This window comes from Mesorhizobium wenxiniae, from assembly GCF_002284535.1.
Lineage (GTDB): Bacteria > Pseudomonadota > Alphaproteobacteria > Rhizobiales > Rhizobiaceae > Mesorhizobium > Mesorhizobium wenxiniae.
This window is the reverse complement of record NZ_NPKH01000023.1, coordinates 535,384-556,372: the sequence shown is the minus strand read 5'-3', so window position 1 is coordinate 556,372 and position 20,989 is coordinate 535,384. Positions and strand designations below refer to the sequence as shown.

Annotated in this window: 19 protein-coding genes and 2 pseudogenes; 16 read left to right on the top strand and 5 right to left on the bottom strand. The window is 58.2% G+C overall.

Annotated elements, in window-relative coordinates; all coding sequences use genetic code 11:
* Positions 1 to 32: 32 nt before the first annotated feature.
* On the bottom strand, positions 33 to 1,178 hold the full coding sequence (locus CIT31_RS19155; RefSeq protein ID WP_245316376.1) for an ABC transporter ATP-binding protein: 1,146 nt from the start codon (positions 1,176 to 1,178) through the stop codon (positions 33 to 35).
* A gap of 117 nt (positions 1,179 to 1,295) precedes the next feature.
* Positions 1,296 to 2,069, bottom strand: coding sequence for an SDR family NAD(P)-dependent oxidoreductase (locus CIT31_RS19150; RefSeq protein WP_095519867.1), 774 nt, complete (start codon positions 2,067 to 2,069; stop codon positions 1,296 to 1,298).
* A 359-nt stretch (positions 2,070 to 2,428) separates the two neighbouring features.
* Between CIT31_RS19150 and CIT31_RS19145 the strand changes: the two are divergent.
* Together CIT31_RS19145 and CIT31_RS19140 are read left to right on the top strand one after the other, a co-directional pair.
* A pseudogene (locus tag CIT31_RS19145) lies at positions 2,429 to 2,652 on the top strand (plasmid stabilization protein).
* A pseudogene (locus CIT31_RS19140) lies at positions 2,642 to 2,981 on the top strand (PIN domain-containing protein); the annotation flags it as partial. The pseudogenes CIT31_RS19145 and CIT31_RS19140, both read left to right, overlap by 11 nt.
* 342 nt (positions 2,982 to 3,323) lie before the next feature.
* Here the strand turns inward: CIT31_RS19140 and CIT31_RS33880 are convergent.
* Positions 3,324 to 3,563 carry a hypothetical protein gene (locus CIT31_RS33880; RefSeq protein ID WP_133116190.1) on the bottom strand — a complete coding sequence of 80 codons (240 nt, stop codon included), beginning with the start codon at positions 3,561 to 3,563 and terminating at the stop codon, positions 3,324 to 3,326.
* Between the two features lie 487 nt (positions 3,564 to 4,050).
* Between CIT31_RS33880 and CIT31_RS19135 the strand changes: the two genes are divergently transcribed.
* Together CIT31_RS19135 and CIT31_RS19130 are read left to right on the top strand one after the other, a co-directional pair.
* Entirely contained in the window at positions 4,051 to 4,677 is a 627-nt protein-coding gene (locus CIT31_RS19135; RefSeq protein ID WP_095519866.1) for a transglutaminase-like cysteine peptidase, read from the top strand.
* 306 nt (positions 4,678 to 4,983) lie between these two features.
* Positions 4,984 to 5,889, top strand: coding sequence for a TylF/MycF/NovP-related O-methyltransferase (locus CIT31_RS19130; protein WP_095519865.1), 906 nt, complete (start codon positions 4,984 to 4,986; stop codon positions 5,887 to 5,889).
* 69 nt (positions 5,890 to 5,958) lie between these two features.
* Here the strand turns inward: CIT31_RS19130 and CIT31_RS19125 are convergent, their stop codons facing one another.
* A complete protein-coding gene (locus tag CIT31_RS19125) occupies positions 5,959 to 6,987 on the bottom strand; it encodes a GSCFA domain-containing protein (protein WP_133116189.1) in 1,029 nt (342 codons plus the stop codon).
* 223 nt (positions 6,988 to 7,210) lie between these two features.
* On the opposite strand from CIT31_RS19125, the gene CIT31_RS19120 reads away from it, so the two are divergent.
* From CIT31_RS19120 to CIT31_RS19085, 7 genes are all read left to right on the top strand, one after another.
* Positions 7,211 to 9,016 carry an ABC transporter ATP-binding protein gene (locus CIT31_RS19120; RefSeq protein WP_165778499.1) on the top strand — a complete coding sequence of 602 codons (1,806 nt, stop codon included), beginning with the start codon at positions 7,211 to 7,213 and terminating at the stop codon, positions 9,014 to 9,016.
* A gap of 6 nt (positions 9,017 to 9,022) precedes the next feature.
* On the top strand, positions 9,023 to 10,201 hold the full coding sequence (locus CIT31_RS19115) for a hypothetical protein (protein WP_095519862.1): 1,179 nt from the start codon (positions 9,023 to 9,025) through the stop codon (positions 10,199 to 10,201).
* A 7-nt stretch (positions 10,202 to 10,208) separates the two neighbouring features.
* Positions 10,209 to 11,396, top strand: coding sequence for a hypothetical protein (locus CIT31_RS19105; RefSeq protein WP_133116188.1), 1,188 nt, complete (start codon positions 10,209 to 10,211; stop codon positions 11,394 to 11,396).
* A complete protein-coding gene (locus CIT31_RS19100) occupies positions 11,386 to 12,558 on the top strand; it encodes a glycosyltransferase family 9 protein (RefSeq protein WP_095519859.1) in 1,173 nt (390 codons plus the stop codon). Before CIT31_RS19105 ends, CIT31_RS19100 begins: the two co-directional genes overlap by 11 nt.
* Positions 12,559 to 12,750: 192 nt before the next feature.
* The gene (locus CIT31_RS19095) at positions 12,751 to 13,785 is read left to right on the top strand and encodes a hypothetical protein (RefSeq protein ID WP_133116187.1); all 1,035 of its coding nucleotides are present in this window, start codon (positions 12,751 to 12,753) and stop codon (positions 13,783 to 13,785) included.
* A gap of 38 nt (positions 13,786 to 13,823) precedes the next feature.
* Positions 13,824 to 14,588 carry a sulfotransferase domain-containing protein gene (locus tag CIT31_RS19090; RefSeq protein WP_133116186.1) on the top strand — a complete coding sequence of 255 codons (765 nt, stop codon included), beginning with the start codon at positions 13,824 to 13,826 and terminating at the stop codon, positions 14,586 to 14,588.
* Complete coding sequence (locus CIT31_RS19085) at positions 14,585 to 15,271, top strand: sulfotransferase family protein (protein WP_029355976.1); 687 nt, start codon at positions 14,585 to 14,587, stop codon at positions 15,269 to 15,271. The genes CIT31_RS19090 and CIT31_RS19085 overlap by 4 nt, the downstream gene beginning before the upstream one ends.
* 18 nt (positions 15,272 to 15,289) lie before the next feature.
* Here the strand turns inward: CIT31_RS19085 and CIT31_RS19080 are convergent, their stop codons facing one another.
* Positions 15,290 to 16,210, bottom strand: a complete 921-nt coding sequence (locus CIT31_RS19080) for a sulfotransferase family 2 domain-containing protein (RefSeq protein WP_095519856.1) — start codon at positions 16,208 to 16,210, stop codon at positions 15,290 to 15,292.
* Positions 16,211 to 16,503: 293 nt separating this feature from the next.
* On the opposite strand from CIT31_RS19080, the gene CIT31_RS19075 reads away from it, so the two are divergent.
* The 5 genes from CIT31_RS19075 (at position 16,504) to CIT31_RS19055 (ending at position 20,929) form a co-directional block, all read left to right on the top strand.
* On the top strand, positions 16,504 to 17,217 hold the full coding sequence (locus CIT31_RS19075) for a sulfotransferase domain-containing protein (protein ID WP_095519855.1): 714 nt from the start codon (positions 16,504 to 16,506) through the stop codon (positions 17,215 to 17,217).
* A gap of 119 nt (positions 17,218 to 17,336) precedes the next feature.
* Positions 17,337 to 18,506, top strand: coding sequence for a glycosyltransferase family 4 protein (locus tag CIT31_RS19070; RefSeq protein ID WP_095519854.1), 1,170 nt, complete (start codon positions 17,337 to 17,339; stop codon positions 18,504 to 18,506).
* Between the two features lie 108 nt (positions 18,507 to 18,614).
* The gene (locus tag CIT31_RS19065) at positions 18,615 to 19,430 is read left to right on the top strand and encodes a glycosyltransferase family 2 protein (protein WP_206073388.1); all 816 of its coding nucleotides are present in this window, start codon (positions 18,615 to 18,617) and stop codon (positions 19,428 to 19,430) included.
* A 78-nt stretch (positions 19,431 to 19,508) separates the two neighbouring features.
* The gene (locus CIT31_RS19060; protein ID WP_065007945.1) at positions 19,509 to 20,240 is read left to right on the top strand and encodes a glycosyltransferase; all 732 of its coding nucleotides are present in this window, start codon (positions 19,509 to 19,511) and stop codon (positions 20,238 to 20,240) included.
* Positions 20,241 to 20,473: 233 nt separating this feature from the next.
* Positions 20,474 to 20,929, top strand: coding sequence for an NUDIX hydrolase (locus tag CIT31_RS19055; protein WP_095519954.1), 456 nt, complete (start codon positions 20,474 to 20,476; stop codon positions 20,927 to 20,929).
* Positions 20,930 to 20,989: the final 60 nt, after the last annotated feature.

The following is a 20,989-nucleotide window of genomic DNA, read 5'->3' as shown; positions in this document are numbered from 1 at the left end:
CATTCTCCTCTGGGTTTGACCGGTTTCCGGTTCTATCGAAAAACAAGCATGTCCCTGGCATTCCACCCCAGGAACACGCTTTCGCCTATGTCGAACTGCTTGTGCGCGGCGGGATCATGGTCAAAAACGCGAATGACCTCGTCGCCAATCGCGGCGCAGGCTACCTCGTAGACCATGCGCTCGCCTTCGAAGATCGTATCGATGACAGTCCCGGCCAGCACGCAATCGAGCTTCGACAGCTGAGCAGCGTCGCCGGCGAGACGGATTTGCTCGGCGCGGATCGCTCCCGACGCCTTGCCGCCCTCCGCAGGTGGATTGACCGGATCGCCGATTTTTCCGGCAAGCGTCAGAGCACCGCGAAGGATGGAGACGTCGCCCCCTTCCGATACAGACCGTACCGTACCGGCAATGAAGTTGGTGACGCCGATGAAATTGGCGACGAAGGCGTTGCGGGGCTGGCGGTAGGTATGGATCGGCCGCGCCTTCTGCTGGATCTCGCCCTGATCCATGACCACAATGTCGTCGGAAACCACCAGCGCCTCGCGCTGGTCGTGGGTGACGTTGATCGTGGTGACGCCGAGCTCTCGCTGGATGCGGCGGAATTCGAGCTGCATTTCCTCGCGCAGCTTGCGGTCGAGCGCAGCCAGCGGCTCGTCGAGCAGCAGCAGGTCGGGCTCGAATACCAGCGCGCGCGCGATCGCGACGCGTTGCTGCTGCCCGCCGGAGAGTTCGTGAATGCGCCTGCCGCCATAGCCCCCGAGCCGGACCAGCGCGAGGTATCGCTCGACGCGTTCGGGAATGGTGCGTGCATCGCGCCGCCGCATCTTCAGCGGGAAGGCGACATTCTCAGCCGCCGTCATATGCGGAAACAACGCAAGCCTCTGAAAGACCATGCCGATCGACCGCTTGTGCGGTGGCACCGCGCTCACCGCTTCACCGTTGATGAAGATCTCGCCGCTACTCGGGGTTTGGAATCCGGCGATCATGCGCAGGAGGGTCGTCTTGCCGGACCCCGAGGGCCCCAGAATGGTGAGGAACCGGCCCTTCGGCAGATCGAAGGACGCATTCTTGACGGCATGAATCCCATCGAAGTCCATCCCGACGTTGCGGACTGTGACTGCGATTTCCCTGCCGCCTTCCGCTTCCCGCGAAGCTCCGGCCCGGAAAGGCTCCTGCATTGTGGTTCCCCTTTTTGTCGCCGGCCGCATGCAAGGACGTCCAGCGTTGTGAGGTGGTATATACAACCATATACAAGATGGGTCTACACGGTTCTTGTTGCACCCGCCCTCAGTCGCTCAGATGGATGCGAGATAGCCGCCGTCAACTGGGAGGCAATGCCCGGTGACATAGGCGGATGCCCCGCTCGCCAGGAATACAACGGCTCCGGCCAGATCCTCCATCGTGCCGAAACGCCGCTGCGGTATCTTGGCCAGCATTGCCGTCTGCCAGTCGGGATCCTGATAAAAAGCATCCGTCATCGCCGTATGGAAATACCCCGGAGCGATGGCATTGACGCGGATGCCGAGCGATGCCCATTCCGTGGCCAGCGCGCGCGTCATGCCCAGAAGCCCAGACTTCGAGGAGCCGTAAGGTGCCGCGGTCGGAATGCCGACATAGGAGGTCAGCGAGCAAAGATTGATGATCGCGCCACCGCTGCTGTCGGCAGCCATCCGCCGCGCCGCAGCCTGCGCGCAGAAGAAGGCGCCCTTCAGATTGGTCGATACGATGCGGTCCCACACCGCTTCGTCCACGTCGAGCGACGGCTGGACTTGCTCATAGCCGGCGTTGTTGACCAGGATGTCGAGCCCGCCAAAGGCATCCGCCACCTCGTCGACCACCACGCGGATGCGATCGGTGTCGAGCACGTCGAGAGACCGGCAAAGCGATCTTCGCCCGTTAGCGCTAATTCGGTCCGCCGTGTCAAGAAGGGACGCTTCGTCGCGGGCGGTCACCGCGACGTCGGCACCTGCCGCGGAGAGCGCCTCAGCCATAGCCTGGCCGATGCCGCGGCTGGCGCCCGTCACCAGCGCCTTTTTTCCCGTCAGATCGAACAAGGAAGCGGCGTCCATAGTCACGATTCCTGCATTTTCCGAAATTGCATGCGATCGAATTGGAAACGAACACCAGTTGCGACCGGTTGTCTATACATCTTGCGATCTTCGCTGGCGGCGGATCACTGACCAGCGCCATTAGGGCGGGATTGAGGTAGAGGTTTTCGCTGCCAGCCTATCCCTGCTCGGTCGGGGCCTTCAGATAAATCGGGGACGCTTGGCGCTGCCGGCCGACGATGACCTTGACCAGCTCACGTTTTCGGCCGTCATGGAAGACCAGCAACGATCAGTTGACGGTCAAGCCCGGATGGCAAGCCATCATCTGCCATCTTGCTAGCAATGCGAGGCAGGCTTACCTACGGCAAAGGGAGTTCTACATGGCCGAACCTCTGCTTTCCGTGCGCAGCGCCAAGGCGCGTGATCTTGCGCAGCGGCTTGCTCGACGCGAGAACCGCTCGATCGCCGACGTGGTGAGCGCGCGCTGGAATCCTATGAGGTCCGGGAAGCAGGTCGTGAGCCGGCATCGACGTTCTACACTCGTATTGCTAGCGCTTATGGTACCGAAATCGATCTTGAGGCAGTGATCCGGGGTCCGCCATGACGCTGAACTTGCACTTCCGACCGTGCCCATCGCGGAGATCGCCTTCGGCATCCAGAAAATTCGACCCGATCAGCGTGCAGAGCGTCTGGAGCAGGGACTCTCGGATTGGCGTCGTCGGTTTGCGGATCGGATCTTCGGCCTGACCGAGGAAGCCGCGATGGCCTATGGGGAAATCATGAGTACCGCCATGCGGCAGGGCCGGGGGATGTCGGCGCCCGACGGCATGATTGCTGCAATCTCAAGAGTGAATGGCGACCGGCTTGGCGACGCGGAACTTGGGCGACTTCGGCACGACCGGTCTCAACTTGTTCTCTCCGTGGGAGTTCTGACCTGGGATATGGGCTCATTCAGGACCGGAGCAGGGCAGGGGGAAGGACTTATCGCCTACAGTCCGGTCGCTTTGGTCAGGTTGACGCGGAACCGTTCGCGGCGGCGCTGGAAGGGATGGCAGCGGCCGACGTGACGGCCGATTGACAGCGGCGCAGATGCAGACGCGGCCCTCGAAGCCTCGCCACGATTTTTTCCTGAGTTCGCGACCTGACGCACTCAATACTCTCGCCAGAGACGGTCAATGCATCCATGGCTGCAGGATTTTCTTGCGCCCTGTCCAACCACCCTTTGTCGCATGGCGGGTGGTTGGACTTTTTGCATGGGAGGACAAGGTCAATATATTAACGACCCGCCCATGGTGCACGACCCCTGAGGACCTTGCCGGGCTGTGGTCGTTGTTCTTTCGGGGCTACCACGGGTAGCGGCAAGGAAGCCGTATGATTGGTGTCTAAGGTCATTTCGCCGTTGTCGACATCAGGAGCAAATCCGCGGGTCGGATCGCGGTCCGGATTTTGAGCGGCAGCGAGAGAGACTCCCGTCGACAAGGCGAGGAGGGCGAAAGCCGTTGCAAGTTTGTTCATCGTATTTTCCTTTCTTAGAATGAGCAGACCTGCCAATCGGCCTCGCGCGGTGTTGACTCCCGCTTGCGAAATCGCTGTTGGCTTTCTGTCCCGTCACTATGACGAGGCTTCCTGCTCACGATCGAAACTTACGCCACGCCTGTCGCAGAGATTTGCCCGAGTGCCATCGAAATGTATCCGAATGTATGCGAGTCTACGCGAGAGCCCCGTAGCTCTTGGACTTTCTTGCTTCGACTAATTTGGCTACAATTTTTTTCTCGGCCGCCCTGTCCGCGTTTGAGCCGTCGATGACAGAAAGGCGCGAAGGTCATGATCTTCCAGCGGTTATGGAAGTTCTCCAGCATTGACCGCAGCGCCCACCAGCAGGTCATTGATGATTGTTCGCGACCGTAGCTTTAAATTGTGTGTCGGCTGCGTTGATGTCCCCATGAAAAGATGGTAACGCGATATTAAAGATTGTTTCGGGTCGTTACCTTGGGCGGGGCGAATGGGATTGGTGATACCGCGGGCATGGCTGTGTGCCGGCCTACTGATAGGCTTGATGATGTCCGCGACGCCGATGGAGAAAGCTTCGGCCGATGCGGTACCTGGTGCCATGGCCACCGGGCAGCGGACCTCCATCCCAGTTGGCTACATGGAATTCTGCCGAAGGCAGGCCGCAGAATGCAGGATACGATCAGGCAAGATCCCGCCGGTTCTTATGACCAGTGGAATGGAAGATAAGCTCGCGTCCGTCACCAAACTCGTGAACAGATCGATCAAGCCCGTGAGCGATTTTGCCGTTCACGGCACGATGGAATTTTGGTCCTATCCTGTTAGCGCGATCGGCGACTGCGAGGACTACGTCCTGCTTAAGCGTCAGATGCTCAATTTGGAGGGCATATCGCTCTCAAACCTTCTGATCACTGTCGTCAGAAAAAAAGACGGCGAGGGGCACGCAGTGCTGACGGTCAAGACCGACAAAGGCGATTATGTGCTCGACAACCTCAACGACGACGTGAAGCTTTGGTCGGAAACTGGATATAGATTTCTAAAACGGCAATCGTCCACACATACCGGACGCTGGGTCGCGATACTTGAACACCCCGATCTTCTGGTCGGGGCAGTCGACTGAACCTCTCGATTTGCGACTGAACAATACCTGGCGCACCCGCGCCCGAGAATGGGAGGAATGCGCCAGCCAGCCTTTCGATTCCCGCTTCATTGATACCTAGGTCTTCCTCCGCCACGATCGATTTTGTGGGGCTGCCTGCTGCCGCGAAGCGCGATCCCTGAGCTTTTCGATGGGTATCTGCCGCAGGCGCCATCACTCGCGGCGCGCGCAGCGCAAGCCGGGCAGTGGGATAACTCCGACAGCCCGGGGGTTTGACTGTTTCCGGACCGGCCCAGGCACGTGGCCCGTGATCTTGAGTCGCACCCCATGCACGTTCCAACCTTGACGTTGCCTTATTACGGGCACCGGAAAGTGCTTTCTTGCGCGCTCGAGAAGCCCATGTCCTGCAGCCGGAACTCGACTTCATTCCGCGTCAATGCCGGCAGAGCTTTCGATTCCGCCCGTTTTACGAACATACCGAAAATGCTGGTACCGATGAAATTAAGAGATATGGCACTCGCTGTTGTTTCGAAGAAACGCAGAGGCGTGGCTTGGTATAAGGTCTCTCAGAAGCAGGCCGATAAATACGGCTTCTATGTTTATTCCAGTCATATGATCTGGAAGGACCAGCCATTTTTCCGAAAGGCGCTGCAACGGGTCAAAAACATCCGCGGGATTCCGGATCCCCGGGCTTTCGTCCTGCAAAGCTGCTTGCGATCGATCGAGCGTATCGATGGCGATGTGGCCGAATGCGGCGTAAGGCAAGGCCGGTCGACGATGTTCATGCTGATGAGCGATCTTCGGCCACGGGACTACCACCTTTTCGACTCGTTCGCTGGCCTCTCCGAACCAACCGCAGAGGATCGCAAGCCAAACGGCCGAACGCCATGGAAGTCCGGCGATCTCAGCACCGACGAGAAGATAGCCAGGGAGAATATTTCCGGCTTCAGCAACACCACTTTTCATGTGGGGTGGATACCAGAAACCTTTTCCAGCGTATCCGACCGGCGTTTCGCCCTGGTCCACATTGACGTCGATCTATACGAGCCGACACGTGACGCGCTTGCCTTCTTCTACGATCGGGTGTGCGCGAATGGCATGATCATATGTGACGACTACGGCTCTGCGCTCTGTCCTGGAGCCCGAAAGGCCTTTGATGAATTCTTTGAAAACCGCCCGGAAGGCATCATCGAGCTTCCAACGGGGCAGGCGATTGTCGTAAAGGCAAGCTAGCGCTGAATGGCTGCGGCTACTCTCCATAGACATCAAGTGAGGAATGTCACGGCGGCAAGGCACGGGGTGTCAATTCCCGCGTGATGACGCCTGCGACGGAGAAAAGTATGCATTGAAAAACTGTTCAACGATCTCGTCGACGACCGATTTTTCCACGTGCCGTAAATCCTCTCTATAGCTACGAGCAAGGCCTCTATAGGTGACAAGCTCGAATGAGGGAAGGTAATGGACATTGTCCCGTTCCCGGCAGACTTGACCAAGCACAGCCCGAAGAACGGACTTGCCTTCAGTGCTCGCAGTGACGACATCCATGTCTTGAAACGTCCGAGCCAATGCAACCGGTGAGACTGTGAGAATTATCGGTGCATCGGGTTTGTGTTGACGGACCATGTCCACGGTAGCCATCACGTTGGCGTAGTTTTCCTGAAAGCCGCTGACGTGAAGCGTCGTTTCCTGCATTCCGCCTCCGCCACGATAAAGCGGTTTCTGTGCTGCTGCTTTGCCATTGGATTTGTTGATGAAGACCTCAGTCATTCCGAAGGTGAATATGAATGCCGTGGCTGCATCGAAGCCAACCCGCATCTCTCCATTTATGCTCTCGACCACCTCTCTGAGAACTTGCGGAGATTTGGCGAAGATGCCGCGGCGGTACGGGTCCTGAAAGCAGATTGGGCCCCAAGGCGCACGTTTCTTCACCTGCCACCAGTCGTCATGGGCCTGATCCCATAACCCAAGCATTTGCTCGACCTGAAGGCGAACAGTGAAGGTGTTGTAGAAGTTCATATGCTCCTGCCGAGGCAGCTCATCTACAATGGCCTGCGTCGGGTCGAAGCTGATATTTCTGTAAGACGGAACGCATGCGATCTGTCTGCTTGTCAATGCACGTCGAATCTCCTGCGCGAAGCAACTCCCCATCGTAAAGAATATATCGTCAGAAGTGAATATTGAGTTTTTGCGGATTGTAATGGTTCCAGAGCTGACAAAGTCTTCATACTTCGTATTTGACTTGTTCGATGCCATCAAACGAATAGGTTTAATGTATCCGAGTTGGTGGCGGAGCCGAAAATACTTTCGTCGAACTCGCTCTAGCAATGTCACAATGGCTCCATGATCTCCATAGCCGGCCGCCGACAGCAATGCCCGACACTTAGTCCGCTTCGCCGCTAGCCGCAATCAGGAGGATTCAAGATTGACTATAACTTCGAACGAAGTCAGACGTCAGGTACCAGTTTGGCGCATGTGTGACGGCGCCGAGAAAAATTTTCATGGATCGACAGGAGCGAGGGTCGTCAGAGAACGATACATCGCATCGGGAAACGGAATGAGCGCAAAGAAACGAATTTCAGCGGCCCTGGCATACCCGCTGGTCAAGCGCCTGATCGTGGAGAACCTGCCGCCGCACATAAAGCTGTATCTCACCGGTTTGCTGTGTTCAATCGTCGCTGCGGCGGCGACCGGCGCAACGGCCTGGATCATGAGTGTCATGATCAATAGCATTTATGTAGAACGGAACGCTGCCGCCGCATGGGGTATTAGCGCCGTGATTGTGGGCATTTTCCTGGTCAAGGGGATCGCCGACTACTGCCAGACCATCACAACGGGGAAGGTTCGCCGGGCTATCGTTTCGGACCTTCAAAACCGCCAGTTTTCCCGAATGGTGCGTTTCGACATCAACCGCTTCGCTAACCAGCATCCGGCGAAATTCGTCTCCAAGATCATGTTCAACGCGCGCGCCGGGGCCGCCGTTATTCTCACCCTCACGAGCAGCACCGTCTCCGATGTGCTGAAGCTGATTGCCCTGGCAAGCGTCATGGTCAAGCAGGATCCAATGATGTCGCTGATATCGGTGGCGGTTCTACCCCTGCTATTCCTATCGGTGGGCGCGATAACCAGGAAGCTCAAGGCGCTGGCAAGGGGCGAGACGGAGTTGGCAGCACTGGTCCAGTCGATCGGCACGGAAGCCGTCGAAGGTATCCGCACCATCAAGTCCTTCCAACTTGAAGACAAGGCGGCCGCCAGCTTCGCGAAGGCCGTCCGCAAGATGGAAAGGCGCGGCATCCAGATCAACCGCACATCGGCGTTGATGAGTCCATTGATGGAGACAGGCGGCGGCTTCATCATTGGCCTTTTCATTATTTACGCCAGTTGGCAGACCCTCGGCAACGGCAAGACGCCGGGCGAATTTATGGCCTTCATAACCGCCTTTATGCTTGCCTATGAACCCGCCAAGCGGCTGGCCCGGGTCAATGTCGACATCCAGAAGCAAATGGTGGCCGTCGGGCAGATGTTTGATTTGATCGACACGCCCGAACAGCGACAACTCGCAACCGCGGGCGAGCACCTCACCGATGTCGAGGGCGGCCTCCGTTTTGAAGATGTGGCCTTCTCCTATGAAGGGAATAGCCCTGCGCTGCACGGCGTTTCCTTCGAGGTCCGACCTCGTGAGAAGCTGGCGATCGCCGGCCGCTCCGGCGCCGGCAAAACGACCATCGTCAATCTGATCCTGCGCCTGATAGAGCCGGACAGGGGCAGGATTCTCCTCGACGGAAAGGACATTACGAAGATCAGCCTGGCCGACGTTCGCGACAATATCGCCCTGGTTTCACAGGATGTTTTCCTGTTCGAAGGCTCGATCCGTGACAACATTCGCGACGGACGCCCGAACGCCAGCGATCAGGAAATCGAGTCCGCGGCGGACCTCGCCCGGGTCACAAGCTTTGCTTCGAGCCTGGAAAACGGGCTCGACACGCTGGTGGGTCCGAGCGGCACCAATCTGTCGGGCGGGCAGAAACAACGCGTTGCCATCGCGCGCGCCCTACTCAAAAATGCTCCGGTGATTGTCTACGATGAAGCAACATCCGCGCTCGACGGCGAAAACGAACGGGCGGTCATGGAGGCTGCGTTCGACAATGCATTTCAGCGCACTGTGATCTGCATTGCGCACAGGCTTTCAACCATCAAGGCGGCCGATCGCATCCTGGTATTTGACGCTGGTATGCTTGCGGACTCCGGGACCCATGACGAACTCGCCATGCGCAGCGAAATCTATCGCTCGATCTTCCATTTGGAAGCGTCCGCTCCAATCGTCGAAGGCGGCGAAACGCTGCGGCAGAGCGTATTGCGCTGAAGGCCGATGACCAGTTTTTACCACGGTTCCTACATCCGGTATGTGATAGGTGGATTGGGCCTGCAGTTGCGCCGATACACAAAGGCCGTGCGGGCGCTGTATACCGGCTCCAAGCCTCGTTCCGTTCTTGAGCAGCAGGCCAAGGTCGACGCGCTGATCGCGCGCAGGGACTGGACAGGCCTTGAAGCAAGTACCAATCAAATGGCCATCATGGCCGAGCGTGTCCGCGACCCGGAGTTGATGCAGAAGGCAGGCCAGGCGTTCGAACGGCTGGGCAACTTCGCGCGGGCGGCCGAGCTTCGGCTTTCCGCTCGCCGGCAACGAAAAGGGGAAGGTGCCAATGAGTGGACCGGAGAAGACCTCGGTTCGAATACACTGCTGATCGATCTTGTAGAGGATGATCCTCGCAGTCTTGGCCGGGTTATCCGCCATGCGCGACTGGCCGGCGCCGCCGCTGGATGTGCGCAAAGCGCGACAATTCGGGTCGAGCCGCGCCTCGTATCGCTTCTGCAGCGGACGTTCCCGAATGCGACCGTGGTTCCAGCGCAGCAGAATGTCGTTGGTGACAAATTTGCGACCTTCGAAAATCTCGCCTGGGTTTTCGGCCGCGATGCCGAAAGACTTGCCGCCGATTTCGTGCCACTGCGGGTAGATCCTGAACTCGTCCAGACATTCCGCAAGCGCTATCGCTCGATGACGGATCTACCACTGGTGGGTCTGTCCTGGGGCAGCAAATCACACACCAAGGACGTCCCTGATTTCCCCGAATGGGCACGGTTTATCGCCCAGACACAAGCGACGTTCGTTTCTCTCCAATACGGACAGATCAAGCCGGCGCTGCGGCGCCTGCGCAACGGCAATGATACGCGGCTTATCTATGATGACAGTGTCGACCAGATGATTGATATGGACCGTTTCGCCGCCCAGGTCGCCGCACTCGATGCGGTCGTAACGATCAGCAATACGGCGGCCCATCTGTCCGGAGCACTCGGTGTTCCGACCATTTTCCTGATCGACGACAAGTTTCAGACAGCATGGCCAGTGATTGGCGATCGAACGCCCTGGTATCCGAAGGGGCTCGTCATTCGCAAGGAAGGACGCCCGTGGCCGGTGGTGCTCGACGACGTCGGCCGGCGGCTCTCGTCGATCCTGACGGTGCGTTCGACGCCGTCTAGCGATAGTTGAGGTCGCTGTGCCGAGCAGACGATCCATCCTTGAAAAGGCAAAAGCCGCCGACCTGCGCCCGCAAGGTGTTGACGGCAAGCGGCTGCAGAAGGTTCTTGATCGAGCAAAGAAGTTTTTTAAGCGTCCCTCGCGCCACGCTGACGAAAGCGTCGAACGACATATGAGCCTGATGGCGCAGAGTGTCGAGCGGCGTGACTGGCAGGCGGCCCGGGATCATGCGCTGGCACTCGGCCTGCTCGGTGAGCAGCTTGGCGATCCCGGGCTTGTCAAAAAAGCCGGGCGTGGACTGAGACGTCTCGGCGGCGGGAATCGTGCGTGGCAGTTGATCGCGTCGAGCAAGCAAGTGCCCGGCCGGCCCGAATGGGATGGCAGTGATCTTGCGGGTCGCAGGCTTGCCGTCGAGCGGCGCGAAGGCGATCTTGCAATCTTCTTCCAGTTCGCGTCGCTGCTTGGGCCGGTGGTCGCAGCTGCCGAACGATGCACCGTTTTGGTCGAGCCGCGACTCGCGCCACTTTATCGCAGAACATATCCTGGGCTCGATGTCAGGCTAGAAGGAGAAGGGGAGGTGGCGGCGACGGACGCCGACGTTTTCGCCTGCTTCGAGACACTGGCGAAGCACTTCTGGCCGGATGAGCCGACAGCACGCGCGCCCTTCCTCCCCTTGGAGCCGGACCGCCGACTGGTCGCCGAGCTACGCAGCACCTATCTCGCTCGCGGCCCGGGGCCTCTGATCGGCTTCGCCTGGGGAAGCCTGAACAAGAGCAAGGACCTGCCGGCTCTGGATGATTGGCGGGCGCTGCTCGGCAATCTGCCGGGACGTTTCATCAGTATGCAGTATGGCGATGTCGGGCCAGCGCTCGCCCAATTCGAACGCTGGGCGCCGGGACGCATCATCCATGACGCCTCCGTCGACCAGTTGTCGGATATGGACCGCTTTGCCGCGCAAATCGCGGCGCTCAATACGGTGGTGACGATCAGCAACACCGGCGCCAATCTGGCGGGAGCGCTTGGCGTTCCGACTGTCGTCATGCTCGACGATGGGTTTCGGCTGTCGTGGCCTGCCTTCGGCGAGACCGTAGCCACATATCCAAGCGTTCGACTGGTTCGGAAGGGCGGTCAGGCATGGGCGTCCGCAATGCAGGAAGCAGGTGGACGGGTTATGCAAATCATCAGTGGAGTTGGTGATGGCCGGTAGCCAACTCCTTCGCCGGTTCCGCCGCGGTGTCGCGCTTGCAGGCTATAAGTACAAGGTCTGGTTCCGTCGCCATCGGCGGCAGCTTTTCCTTCGCTGGCGTGATGGCGACATTGCCGATCAGATGGCGGATTATCGGCGAAGCATCGAGGCGCGCGATTGGTCTGCCGCACTGCCGAAAGCGCTGGCCCTGGGGTCGATTGCGAAGTCGCGGGGCGAGGTTCGCCTGCTCGACGAGCTTAGCAAGGCGCTGATGCGGATGGGCGCCTACGGCCCGGCGGCGGAGCTGAAAATCGCCCGGCGTCACATCGTTGAAGGCCGCGTCAACGGCGAATGGCTCGGCCAGGATATCTCGGACCAGGTCCTGCTCGTCGATCTGATGGAGACCGAAAAGCAGGGTCTGGCCACCGCGATCCATCATGCGAGTTCCGTCGGCCGCGCGCTCGCCCGGGCCGCTCGTTTGATCGTCCTGGTCGAGCACCGGTTGGTGCCGCTCTTTCAGCGGACATTTCCCGCCGCCGATGTGCGAGCTGTCGGTCAGGGGAACAAGGCCGCCTATGGCGAGGCGCAGGCCTTTGCGGGCGTTCAGCATCTGACTGCCGTGTTCGAGACAGATGAGACCACGATCCGGGAGAATTTCATCCCGCTGAAGCCGGACCCGGCGCGGGTCGATGAACTTCGCGCTCGCTATCGGAAGGATGGCCGGCCGTTGGTCGGCATCGCATGGGGCAGCTCCAATCCTGGCAAAGACCTGCCGCCACTTACGGCATGGCGCGGGCTTATCAGCCGTCCGGACCTCCGGTTCGTTTCGCTGCAATATGGCCAGGTCGAGTCCGACCTGAAGATCCTGACCGATGGCGAGCTCGCGCGTATTCTCCATGACGGATCAATCGACCAACTTGTCGACATGGACCTATTCGCGGCGCAGGTTGCCGCGATGGACGCCGTGGTCACCATCAGCAATACCGGGGCGCATCTGGCGGGCGCGCTCGGCATCCCGTCGGTCTTTATCCTTGGCGATGGGTTCAAACGTTCCTGGCCGGTCGAGGGCGATTGCACACCCTACTATCCTTCCGCCGTGCTGGTCTCGAAACGGGAAAGGCCTTGGGCCGCGGTGATGGAAGACGCACAAAACCACATGGGCTTACTCATCAGCACTGTTTGAATCCACCACGCAAGGCATCGCGAGTGTGCCAGGCAGGTCCAAACCGGCGAAGTGGTCAAGCGCCTTTCTTGACGGCAAGAGCATTGTAAACTACCCGGCGGGGCGGCCGTTCTGAATTTTACGGATAAGAGGCGATGCATATCTTTGGGTAGGTCGAGAACCAAGGCGGCTTCTCCTGTCAGCGAAGGCTTTGTGCAGCGGCTCCTCGCCGCGTACCGGGTTGTTCATCCAGGAAATCTGTTCAAGCGCGGGCGTATCTACGCCCGCGGCAGGGCAGCAACGAGGACTGTCTACTTCGTCCCACACAACCGCAACAATGTTCGGCTGCTGGCTGACGCGGCAGAAATTCTGGTTGACCGCGGCATCCGCTGCGTGTTCGCGCATCTCGATGGATTGAAACGCGGCGGCGTAGCGCGACCTGAACTCAACGCCCGGGGAATATCGCATATCGGCTTTGCCGAGCTCGAGCGGATGATCAGACCCGGCGACATGCTGGTGACTGGAAATGACTATGCGCCGCAATTCTTTAGGCGATTCATAGACTCCATTAACTTCGGCATGGTCCGTGTGGTCGGGCTGATCGGCGGTGCGCGACTGCTGCAGCCGCATCGATTTGTGAGAGCTGACTACATCCTGTCGATGGGACCAGCGGCGCTGCAGCAAAGACGCCAGCCGACATACGTTGTCGGCTCCCCGGTAATTGAGCGTGCCGTCGAAGGTGCTGGCGCCAGGCACGATGAAGGGCTTTTTGTGCTGGTGAACTTCAAGGGGGATATCGAAAAGCCCGCAGATCGCCAAGCGATTGAAGCCGTGGCAGGCGCATGTGCGAAACTCGGCCTTGCCTATGTCGTCAGCGTCCACCCCACGATGTTCGCAAAAGTCGATTTGCCGAACAAATCGACCCTGGATTTCGCACAGCTGCTCCCGGAGGCTCTGGCGCTCGTAACGCGCCCAAGCACCACTGTTTACGAAGCAATCGCCTGCGGCATTCCGGTGGTGCTGTTTCCGCTGGTTTCTCCCATGGTCGAGTTCGACAGCCCTATGGGCGCTTTCAAACCAACATTGTCGGAGCATGACCTCGTCGAGGATATCCGCGCTGCGGTCAGGTCAAGGCCGACTTATTTTGAGCAAAGCCGGGACTTCCTCAATGCCAATCTGTCGATTGATCCAAAGGTGCCGGCTTCGCAACGGATCGCCAATGCCTTAATCGATATTTACAATCGCTGATCTGCTCGATCAAAGTGCCCGCAATCGGAGTCCGCAAGTTGAGTTTGTTTTCCAACTTTTTTGCAAGAAAGCCGCCCCTCCTTGTCGTCTCGTTTCCCAAATCCGGGCGGACCTGGCTGCGCGTAATGCTTGACGATCTGGGCGTCGATGCGGCTTACACGCATGACGGTTCCGACCACAAGGATCTGCGTGACATTGCGCAGATAAGCCCCGACAAATCTCGCTACAAACGCCAACGGATTCTATTCCTGACGCGAGACCCCCGCGACACTGCGGTATCTGGATATTTTCAGGTCAACAAACGCCATGGGCTGGAGGCAGGTCCGATGGGCGATTGTATAAGAAGCCCCAAACACGGTGTCGAGAAGATTGCCCTTTTCAACCTGCAGTGGTTTGCAGCCGCAAGTCACATGCGAAAGATTGCGCTTCTGCGCTATGAAGATGTGCAGCGGGATACAAACGACGCATTGCGCAGCATCGGAAAATTCTTGGGAAAATCCTTTGAGGAGTCCCAGCTTGCCGATGTTGCCGTCAGCAGATCGTTCAAACGAATGCAGCAATCTGAAATCTCAGGAGAGCTGGGTGCGCGCTATGGCGGGAGATTGCAACCGCGCAATCCTGACGACCCGGAAAGCTTCAAGGTTCGAAAAGGTAAGGTCGGTGGTTATTTGGACTACCTTGGCGCGGATGATATTGCCTTTTGTGACAATGTGCTTGCGCGGCTTGATTACTGGAAGCGGCTCGATGAAGCCTTTCAGCGGCATGGCATATCTTATGCCGACGACAGGGCAGGTGTGAATTGATCCGATGCACCGGCTTTGTCTGCGGATGCGGACATAGCGGCACCACGCTGATAGCTACGATTCTTGCCTCGCATGCCGATGTCTTTTTGCCATTCGAAGAAACAAACGTGTTCTTCAAATGGGCTCCACTTGCGCTGTATCGCTACTCCAAGCTGAAACGGGCGGCCATTGGAGCGGGCAAGTCGGTGCTGCTTGAAAAGACACCGCGTCATATCAGACGTGTCGACCGGATACGACGCCTGGTGCCGGGCGCGAAGTTCGTGATGCCGGTACGCGATGGGCGCGATACCGTTGCTTCGCTGACAAGGCGGCTTGGCGATGCGACCGCGAGTCTGGACCGCTGGATTTCGGACAACACAATGGTCCTTGCCGAGCGCGGCAGCACGGACGTCCTGATTTACCGCTACGAAGATCTTGTCGATGACCCGGAAGCGACCGTCGAAAAGATCTGCACCTTCCTGGGATTGTCGTTCGATCAGAGTCTGCTCGACTATCATCGGAACCCGCAACGATGGTTCACACTTAATGCGCAACCCCAACATGCCGCATTGCGCAACCAGCAAGTGAACCAGCCAATTTATGATGGCCGCGGCCGCTGGAAAACCGAACTGGGTCAGCAGGAATTGATGGAGCTTACCGAGGGGCGTGGGAAGCCCCTGATGCAGGCGTTCGGATACCTTTGAGACCGCCGCGAGACCGCTTTACTCTGGAAGCGCGCGCGGATAGCCAAACTGATCGAAGTCGCGCTCATACGCGCGATAGATGGTATCTGCCAGTTCTGGCGTGAAATAGTCGGCAAGCCTGCGGCGCGAGGAGGTGTGCAGAGGTGGCATCGCCGCGCGTCGCATCTCGTCGCTTGCACCGACATGATCGAGAACCCGTTCGAAATCCTGTGCGAAAGTCTCGGTCTTGCCGACGAGGTCGAACGCCACACCTGGAAGGTCGATGATGTCGCTTTGCCTCTGCCAATGCTTGTCGATGCGCCATGTGGAAGTCGTGCAGGCAAAGGCGACGAAATCTGCAAAGGACAGGCTCTTGTCGGGACCTACAGGCAGCGCCGGATCAGCCATTTCGCGGTAGGCTAAATAGACCTCCACCCTGCCATAACCAGGCACAAGCGGACGGTCGCGATATTGGTCGGCCCAGCACGACAACAGCCGGGTATAGGGGTTGCGAACGAAGGTAAATCGCAAGGCTTCCGGACTGGTGGCCATGCGATAGAACTGCAGGACGCCATGGCGAGGCGCCTGCAAGTTCGACGCCTTTCGGTTGTGCACCTTCCAGTTCTGGTCGCTGCGCCACCCCGACACGGTGTCGTTTCCGATCATGGCTGCAAGGTTGCTGCGAATGCGGCTACTCGCCGCCTTTGGCGTGGCGAGGTACAGGATCTTGAGTTGCGGGACTACGTCGATCAGGTCGTCAGGCAGATATGCGGTTTCCATGGCTCTGCGGTAAAAAGCCAACGCCTCGGGATTGCGCCAGCTCAAAACCTGCTCGACAACCCGCCACCGAAGCGACCGCAGTTTCGGCCTCAACTGGCGTTCGATTTTCCTCAATCCACGAGTCTGCTTCGATTTCGGGACGGGAATCTCATACGACAGGTCGGGGGTGCTGGTGTTCATCCGCTCTTTCCTAATAGTTTTCTAAATGCCTCACCGCTGGGAAAACCGCAAGCAACAGTGGACAATCGACCCAAATCTGTTTTCGCCGCGCGCCAGCACCGACTGCCTGATCTACCGCAACAGTGATTTACAGTTGACGCAACCGCCGCCCCGATTTGGAAGCGTTTGTGGATGAGGCGCGAAAAACAGGTGGTTGCTCATCGGCTAAGTTTGATCGAGATGACTGGTCATGCCATAAAGTCCGGAAGCCGAGTCCATGCAATTGGCAGCCGATAGGATGTTGCGGGGTGACCATGAAATTGCTGCGGTGGCTCAAGCCGAAGGCAGAAGAAAATTCCAGTAATTTAGGCCTTTGCATTTCCTACCCCAAATCGGGGCGGACATGGTTAAGAGTCATGCTTGATCAGCTTGTCGTCGGCCTCGATTACACCCACGGCGGCAGCGCGTTCCACAGAAAAGATTTCCGCTCTGCCGACGCTTTTTTGGGAAAGCGGCCCCTGATTTTTTTGCATCGCAATCCGATCGACACAACAATTTCCGGATATTTTCATGTCACCAAACGCGAAGCATGGCGCGGCCTATTTCAAGGTGATTTGTCGAGCTTTGTACGAGACCCACAGTTTGGTATCGAGAGGACCCTCCGCTTCAATGCAATGTGGCTGGCGGCAATAAGCGAAAGAGACGATGTGTTGATCACGCGATACGAAACGCTCCACAGCGATGCCGCCTCCGAGCTTAGCCGAATCGCGAAATGGTTAAATGCAGAACCAGACGAGGAGGAAATTACGAAAGCAATTGACGTCGGTCGATTTGAGTCCATGAGAAACAAGGAATCCTCTGGGCAAAGCGATGAGCGCTATGGTCACCGCTTAAGAACGGTAGACAGCACCGATTCCGATAGTTTTAAAGTTAGACGCGGCGTAGTTGGCGGGTATAAGGACTACCTTACCAAAAAAGAAATTTTATACTGCAAAAATATCATGGAAAATTATGGAATAACTGCCTAGCGATAACCACATCTTCACTCCAGCAGTGCAGGGGATAGCCAAACTGGTCAAATCGCGCTCATCTGCGTGATTTATAAAGTCCGCCGGTTCCGGAGTGCTCAACGGCGTAGCGAGATCGCATGGATTTGTCACAGCATAATCAACGGGTTCAGGCGGAACCGAAGACGCCTATCCTGTTCGTACGCCAGCGCTATGCGCCCTTTGGCGGAGGCGAGATCATGCTGGAAAACATCATGGCGGCGTTCGCCGCGCGTCAACGGCCGGTGGCTGTGCTGTCCGGCGACTGGCCGCGATACGAAGGCATAGAATTCATCCATTGTGCCGGCCGCCGCTTTCCCCGCTCCCTGCGGGCGACGTCCTTTGCCCGAGCCGCATGCCGCAAGATCGCCGAAATGCCACCGGCCCTGGTGCAGAGCAACGATCGTCTTCCGTGCTGCGATGTCTTCCGGGCCGGGGAAGGCGTTCATGCCGCCTACCTTGCCGAGCGGCGTCGTTTCGAGACGCGGCTTGGCAGGGCAGCGACGGCGCTGAGTCCCTTTCATCGCCAGACGCTGCGTCTTGAACGCACAACCTATGCCAGCCCACGGCTTAAAGCTGTGATTGCCATTTCGAAAATGGTGGCTGAGGACATTATCCGTCACTACGACTATCCGGCGGAACGTGTGCACCATGTTCCCAACGGGGTTGACCTGGACCGCTTCAACCTGGAGCTGCGCCAACAGCATCGGGCCGCGGTCCGCGCGCAGCTCGATGTCGACGATAACAGGCCGGTCGTCCTGTTTGTCGGCTCGGGTTTCGCGCGAAAAGGACTTCTTCCATTGATGAAGGCTGTCGCTACGCTGGACGGTGAGCCGGAGGTGTGGGTCATTGGCCATGATTCGCGCGCCAATGCCTTCAAACAGGCCGGCGACAGACTGGGTCTGGGCGCAAGGCTCAGGATGTTGGGGCCGCAGAAAGATATGTTGCCATGGTACGGCGCGGCCGACATTGCCGTGCTGCCTTCCATTTATGACCCATTCGGCACAGTGGTGATCGAAGCCATGGCCAGCGGCTTGCCCGCCGTGGTAAGCACCGGGTGTGGCGCGCGCGAGCTGGTCGATCGGTTCGAGCCGACGCTTGTTTGCGACGCAGCCAGCGTAAACGACCTCGCCGCCGGGCTTGCCCGTGCGTTGCAGCTGTCGTCACGGCCTGAGACTGCGGCAAAGGTCAGAGCGGCGGCCGAACATTACGATTTCAACGTCATGATCAGGAGAATGATAGCGCTCTACGAAAGTCTCGACCTGAGATAATTTTCGACATTTTTTTTGAATCCGTTAGTATCGCTCGGAGTGCTAACAGGCCGGGGGACCAGTTTCTTTGAACAACTGTTGCAGTTTTGACGCCGGAACCGTCTGACAGTGCCGGCGCTCTCAGTCATCATAATCAGCCGCAATGAGGAAGCGTGCATTGCACGTTGCCTTCGCTCGGTACATTTTGCCGACGAAATCGTCGTCCTCGACAACAACAGCACCGATCAAACCAGGGACATCGCCAGTGGACTCGGGGCCAAGGTCCTGATTACCCTCGATTGGCCCGGTTTCGGCGCGCAAAAAAACCGTGCCCTGGCCGCGGCGACAGGGGATTGGGTCCTTTCGCTTGATGCCGACGAGTGGGTCGAGCCACCCCTCGCTGCAGAAATCAGAGCCGCTATCGCCAACCCAAAAGGCTATGATGGCTTCGAAATACCAAGAAGATCCCGCTTTTGTGGGCACATCGTCCGCCATGGCGGCTGGTCGCCCGACCTGGTGCTCCGGCTTTTCCGTCGACAGTCCGGGCGCTTCAGCAACGACACGGTGCACGAGAAAGTTGTGGTGAATGGGAAGGTTACGCGATTGTCCCATCCTATGGAGCATGACTCCATCGCCGACCTGGCAGACGCGCATGACAAGATCGGCCGATACGCAGAAGCGTCCGCGGCGCGGCTGCTTACCGAGGGCAAAAGAAGCTCGATAAGCAAGGCGGTTTTGCGCTCGGTCTGGGCCTATATGAACAGCTATGTTTTCAAGCTGGGATTTCTGGACGGTTCGACCGGCGCGATGGTCGCCGCTTATTCAGCCAGCTACACCTATCAGAAATGGGCGCTTGTCGCATTGGGCAGCGAGAGGAAATCCGCCGAAAAAAGCAGGACCGGCGTGAAAGGCAAATCCGTGCGATTCAGAAATCGTCCTGGCTAATTTCTGCACCATTGTTGCCGAGCTGTTGCCAGACAGTTAGGGTATGGCCGTTTTGAAATTGGAGCCAAGGTACTGAATATGACTGATGCGTTTAGGGTATTCGTTGGATGGGACAGCCGCGAGCCGATCGCCTACGACGTAGCACGGCACTCTTTGCTTAAAAACGCTTCGGTGCCTGTCTCCGTCATTCCAATCAAACAGGACGAACTGCGTGCCCGTGGACTGTATTGGAGGGAAAAAGACCCACTCGCGTCAACAGAGTTCACCTATACGCGGTTTCTCACGCCTTTTCTCGCCGACTACACGGGTTGGGCTTTGTTTTGCGATTGCGACTTCCTGTGGCTCGGTGACGTCGCAGGTTTGCTGGAATACACAAAGTCGAACAAGGCGGTCTATTGCGTCCAGCATGATTATACGCCGAAGGCCACTACCAAGATGGACGGCGTGGTCCAGACATCCTACCCACGAAAAAACTGGTCCTCGCTGATGCTGTTCAACTGCGCGCACCCTTCGGTTAAATCGCTTACGCCAGAGGTCGTGAACCGCGAAAGCGGTGCCTACCTCCATCGAATGCAGTGGGTCGCCGATGAGGACCTGGGCTCGCTGCCAGTAGAGTGGAACTGGCTTGAAGGTTGGAACGAAAAGCCGACGCATGGCACACCTAAGGCGGTCCACTATACAAGCGGTGGTCCGTGGTTTGCCGAGTGGCAGAATGTCGACTATGCGGATCTGTGGATAGCCGAACGCGACGAATTCTTGAGTAATGCCGAACAAACGGAAGCTTCTCTTTCGCGCTCGGCGAGCCGGTAGCTAATCCAACCGATCGGCCCGACAATATTGGACGTTTCGTCGAGATCGCCGGCAGCGCGCGGCAGATCGGTGAACACTAGGCGTGCCTGGTCGAAATCGAACCGAGCGGGTTGTCGTACAGCCATTTTTGGCGACGTGCTTTCCAGCGCGCGGCGTTGGCACAGCGTCTGCTGCGCCAAGCCGGCAACTGCTTTGTCGTTGTTGCGGCATGCTGCATGGCAGAGGCTGAGGCCATGGCGAAAAGAAGTGCGGGCATCCTGCCTTACCGCAGATCGAGCAACGAACTGCAGGTGTTGCTTGTTCATCCGGGCGGGCCGTTCTGGCAAAGCCGCGATCTTGGCGCATGGTCGATTGCAAAGGGCGAGTATGGTGATGACGAACAGCCGGAAGCTGCGGCACGTCGCGAATTCGTGGAGGAAACCGGCTGGGAGCTCGATGGAGCACTGCTTGCGTTGGGGGAGCTGCGCCAGCGCGGCGGCAAGCTTATTACAGCCTTCGGCGTCGAAGGCGATTTCGACGCCGGCACTTTGCGGAGCAACATGTTCGAGATGGAATGGCCACCGCGCAGCGGCCGCATGCAATTCTTTCCGGAGATCGATCGCGCAGGGTGGTTCGGCCTCGATATGGCCCGGGAAAAGATGCTTATTGGCCAGCGGCCTTTTCTCGACCGGCTTTTGGGGTCCGTCTAAAGCCGACCCAATGGCCGACCGACATCATGAACTGGTCGTGCTGATCGCTACGCCCCAGGA

Coding starts and splice junctions, on each gene's coding strand:
- CIT31_RS19075 (WP_095519855.1), top strand. CDS start 16,504: ATGAAATTGCTGCGGTGGCTCAAGCCGAAGGCAGAAGAAAATTCCAGT.
- CIT31_RS19115 (WP_095519862.1), top strand. CDS start 9,023: ATGACCAGTTTTTACCACGGTTCCTACATCCGGTATGTGATAGGTGGA.
- CIT31_RS19120 (WP_165778499.1), top strand. CDS start 7,211: ATGAGCGCAAAGAAACGAATTTCAGCGGCCCTGGCATACCCGCTGGTC.
- CIT31_RS19100 (WP_095519859.1), top strand. CDS start 11,386: ATGGCCGGTAGCCAACTCCTTCGCCGGTTCCGCCGCGGTGTCGCGCTT.
- CIT31_RS19080 (WP_095519856.1), bottom strand. CDS start 16,210: ATGAACACCAGCACCCCCGACCTGTCGTATGAGATTCCCGTCCCGAAA.
- CIT31_RS33880 (WP_133116190.1), bottom strand. CDS start 3,563: ATGAACAAACTTGCAACGGCTTTCGCCCTCCTCGCCTTGTCGACGGGA.
- CIT31_RS19135 (WP_095519866.1), top strand. CDS start 4,051: ATGGGATTGGTGATACCGCGGGCATGGCTGTGTGCCGGCCTACTGATA.
- CIT31_RS19150 (WP_095519867.1), bottom strand. CDS start 2,069: ATGGACGCCGCTTCCTTGTTCGATCTGACGGGAAAAAAGGCGCTGGTG.
- CIT31_RS19060 (WP_065007945.1), top strand. CDS start 19,509: ATGACTGATGCGTTTAGGGTATTCGTTGGATGGGACAGCCGCGAGCCG.
- CIT31_RS19055 (WP_095519954.1), top strand. CDS start 20,474: ATGGCGAAAAGAAGTGCGGGCATCCTGCCTTACCGCAGATCGAGCAAC.
- CIT31_RS19070 (WP_095519854.1), top strand. CDS start 17,337: ATGGATTTGTCACAGCATAATCAACGGGTTCAGGCGGAACCGAAGACG.
- CIT31_RS19155 (WP_245316376.1), bottom strand. CDS start 1,178: ATGCAGGAGCCTTTCCGGGCCGGAGCTTCGCGGGAAGCGGAAGGCGGC.
- CIT31_RS19130 (WP_095519865.1), top strand. CDS start 4,984: ATGCACGTTCCAACCTTGACGTTGCCTTATTACGGGCACCGGAAAGTG.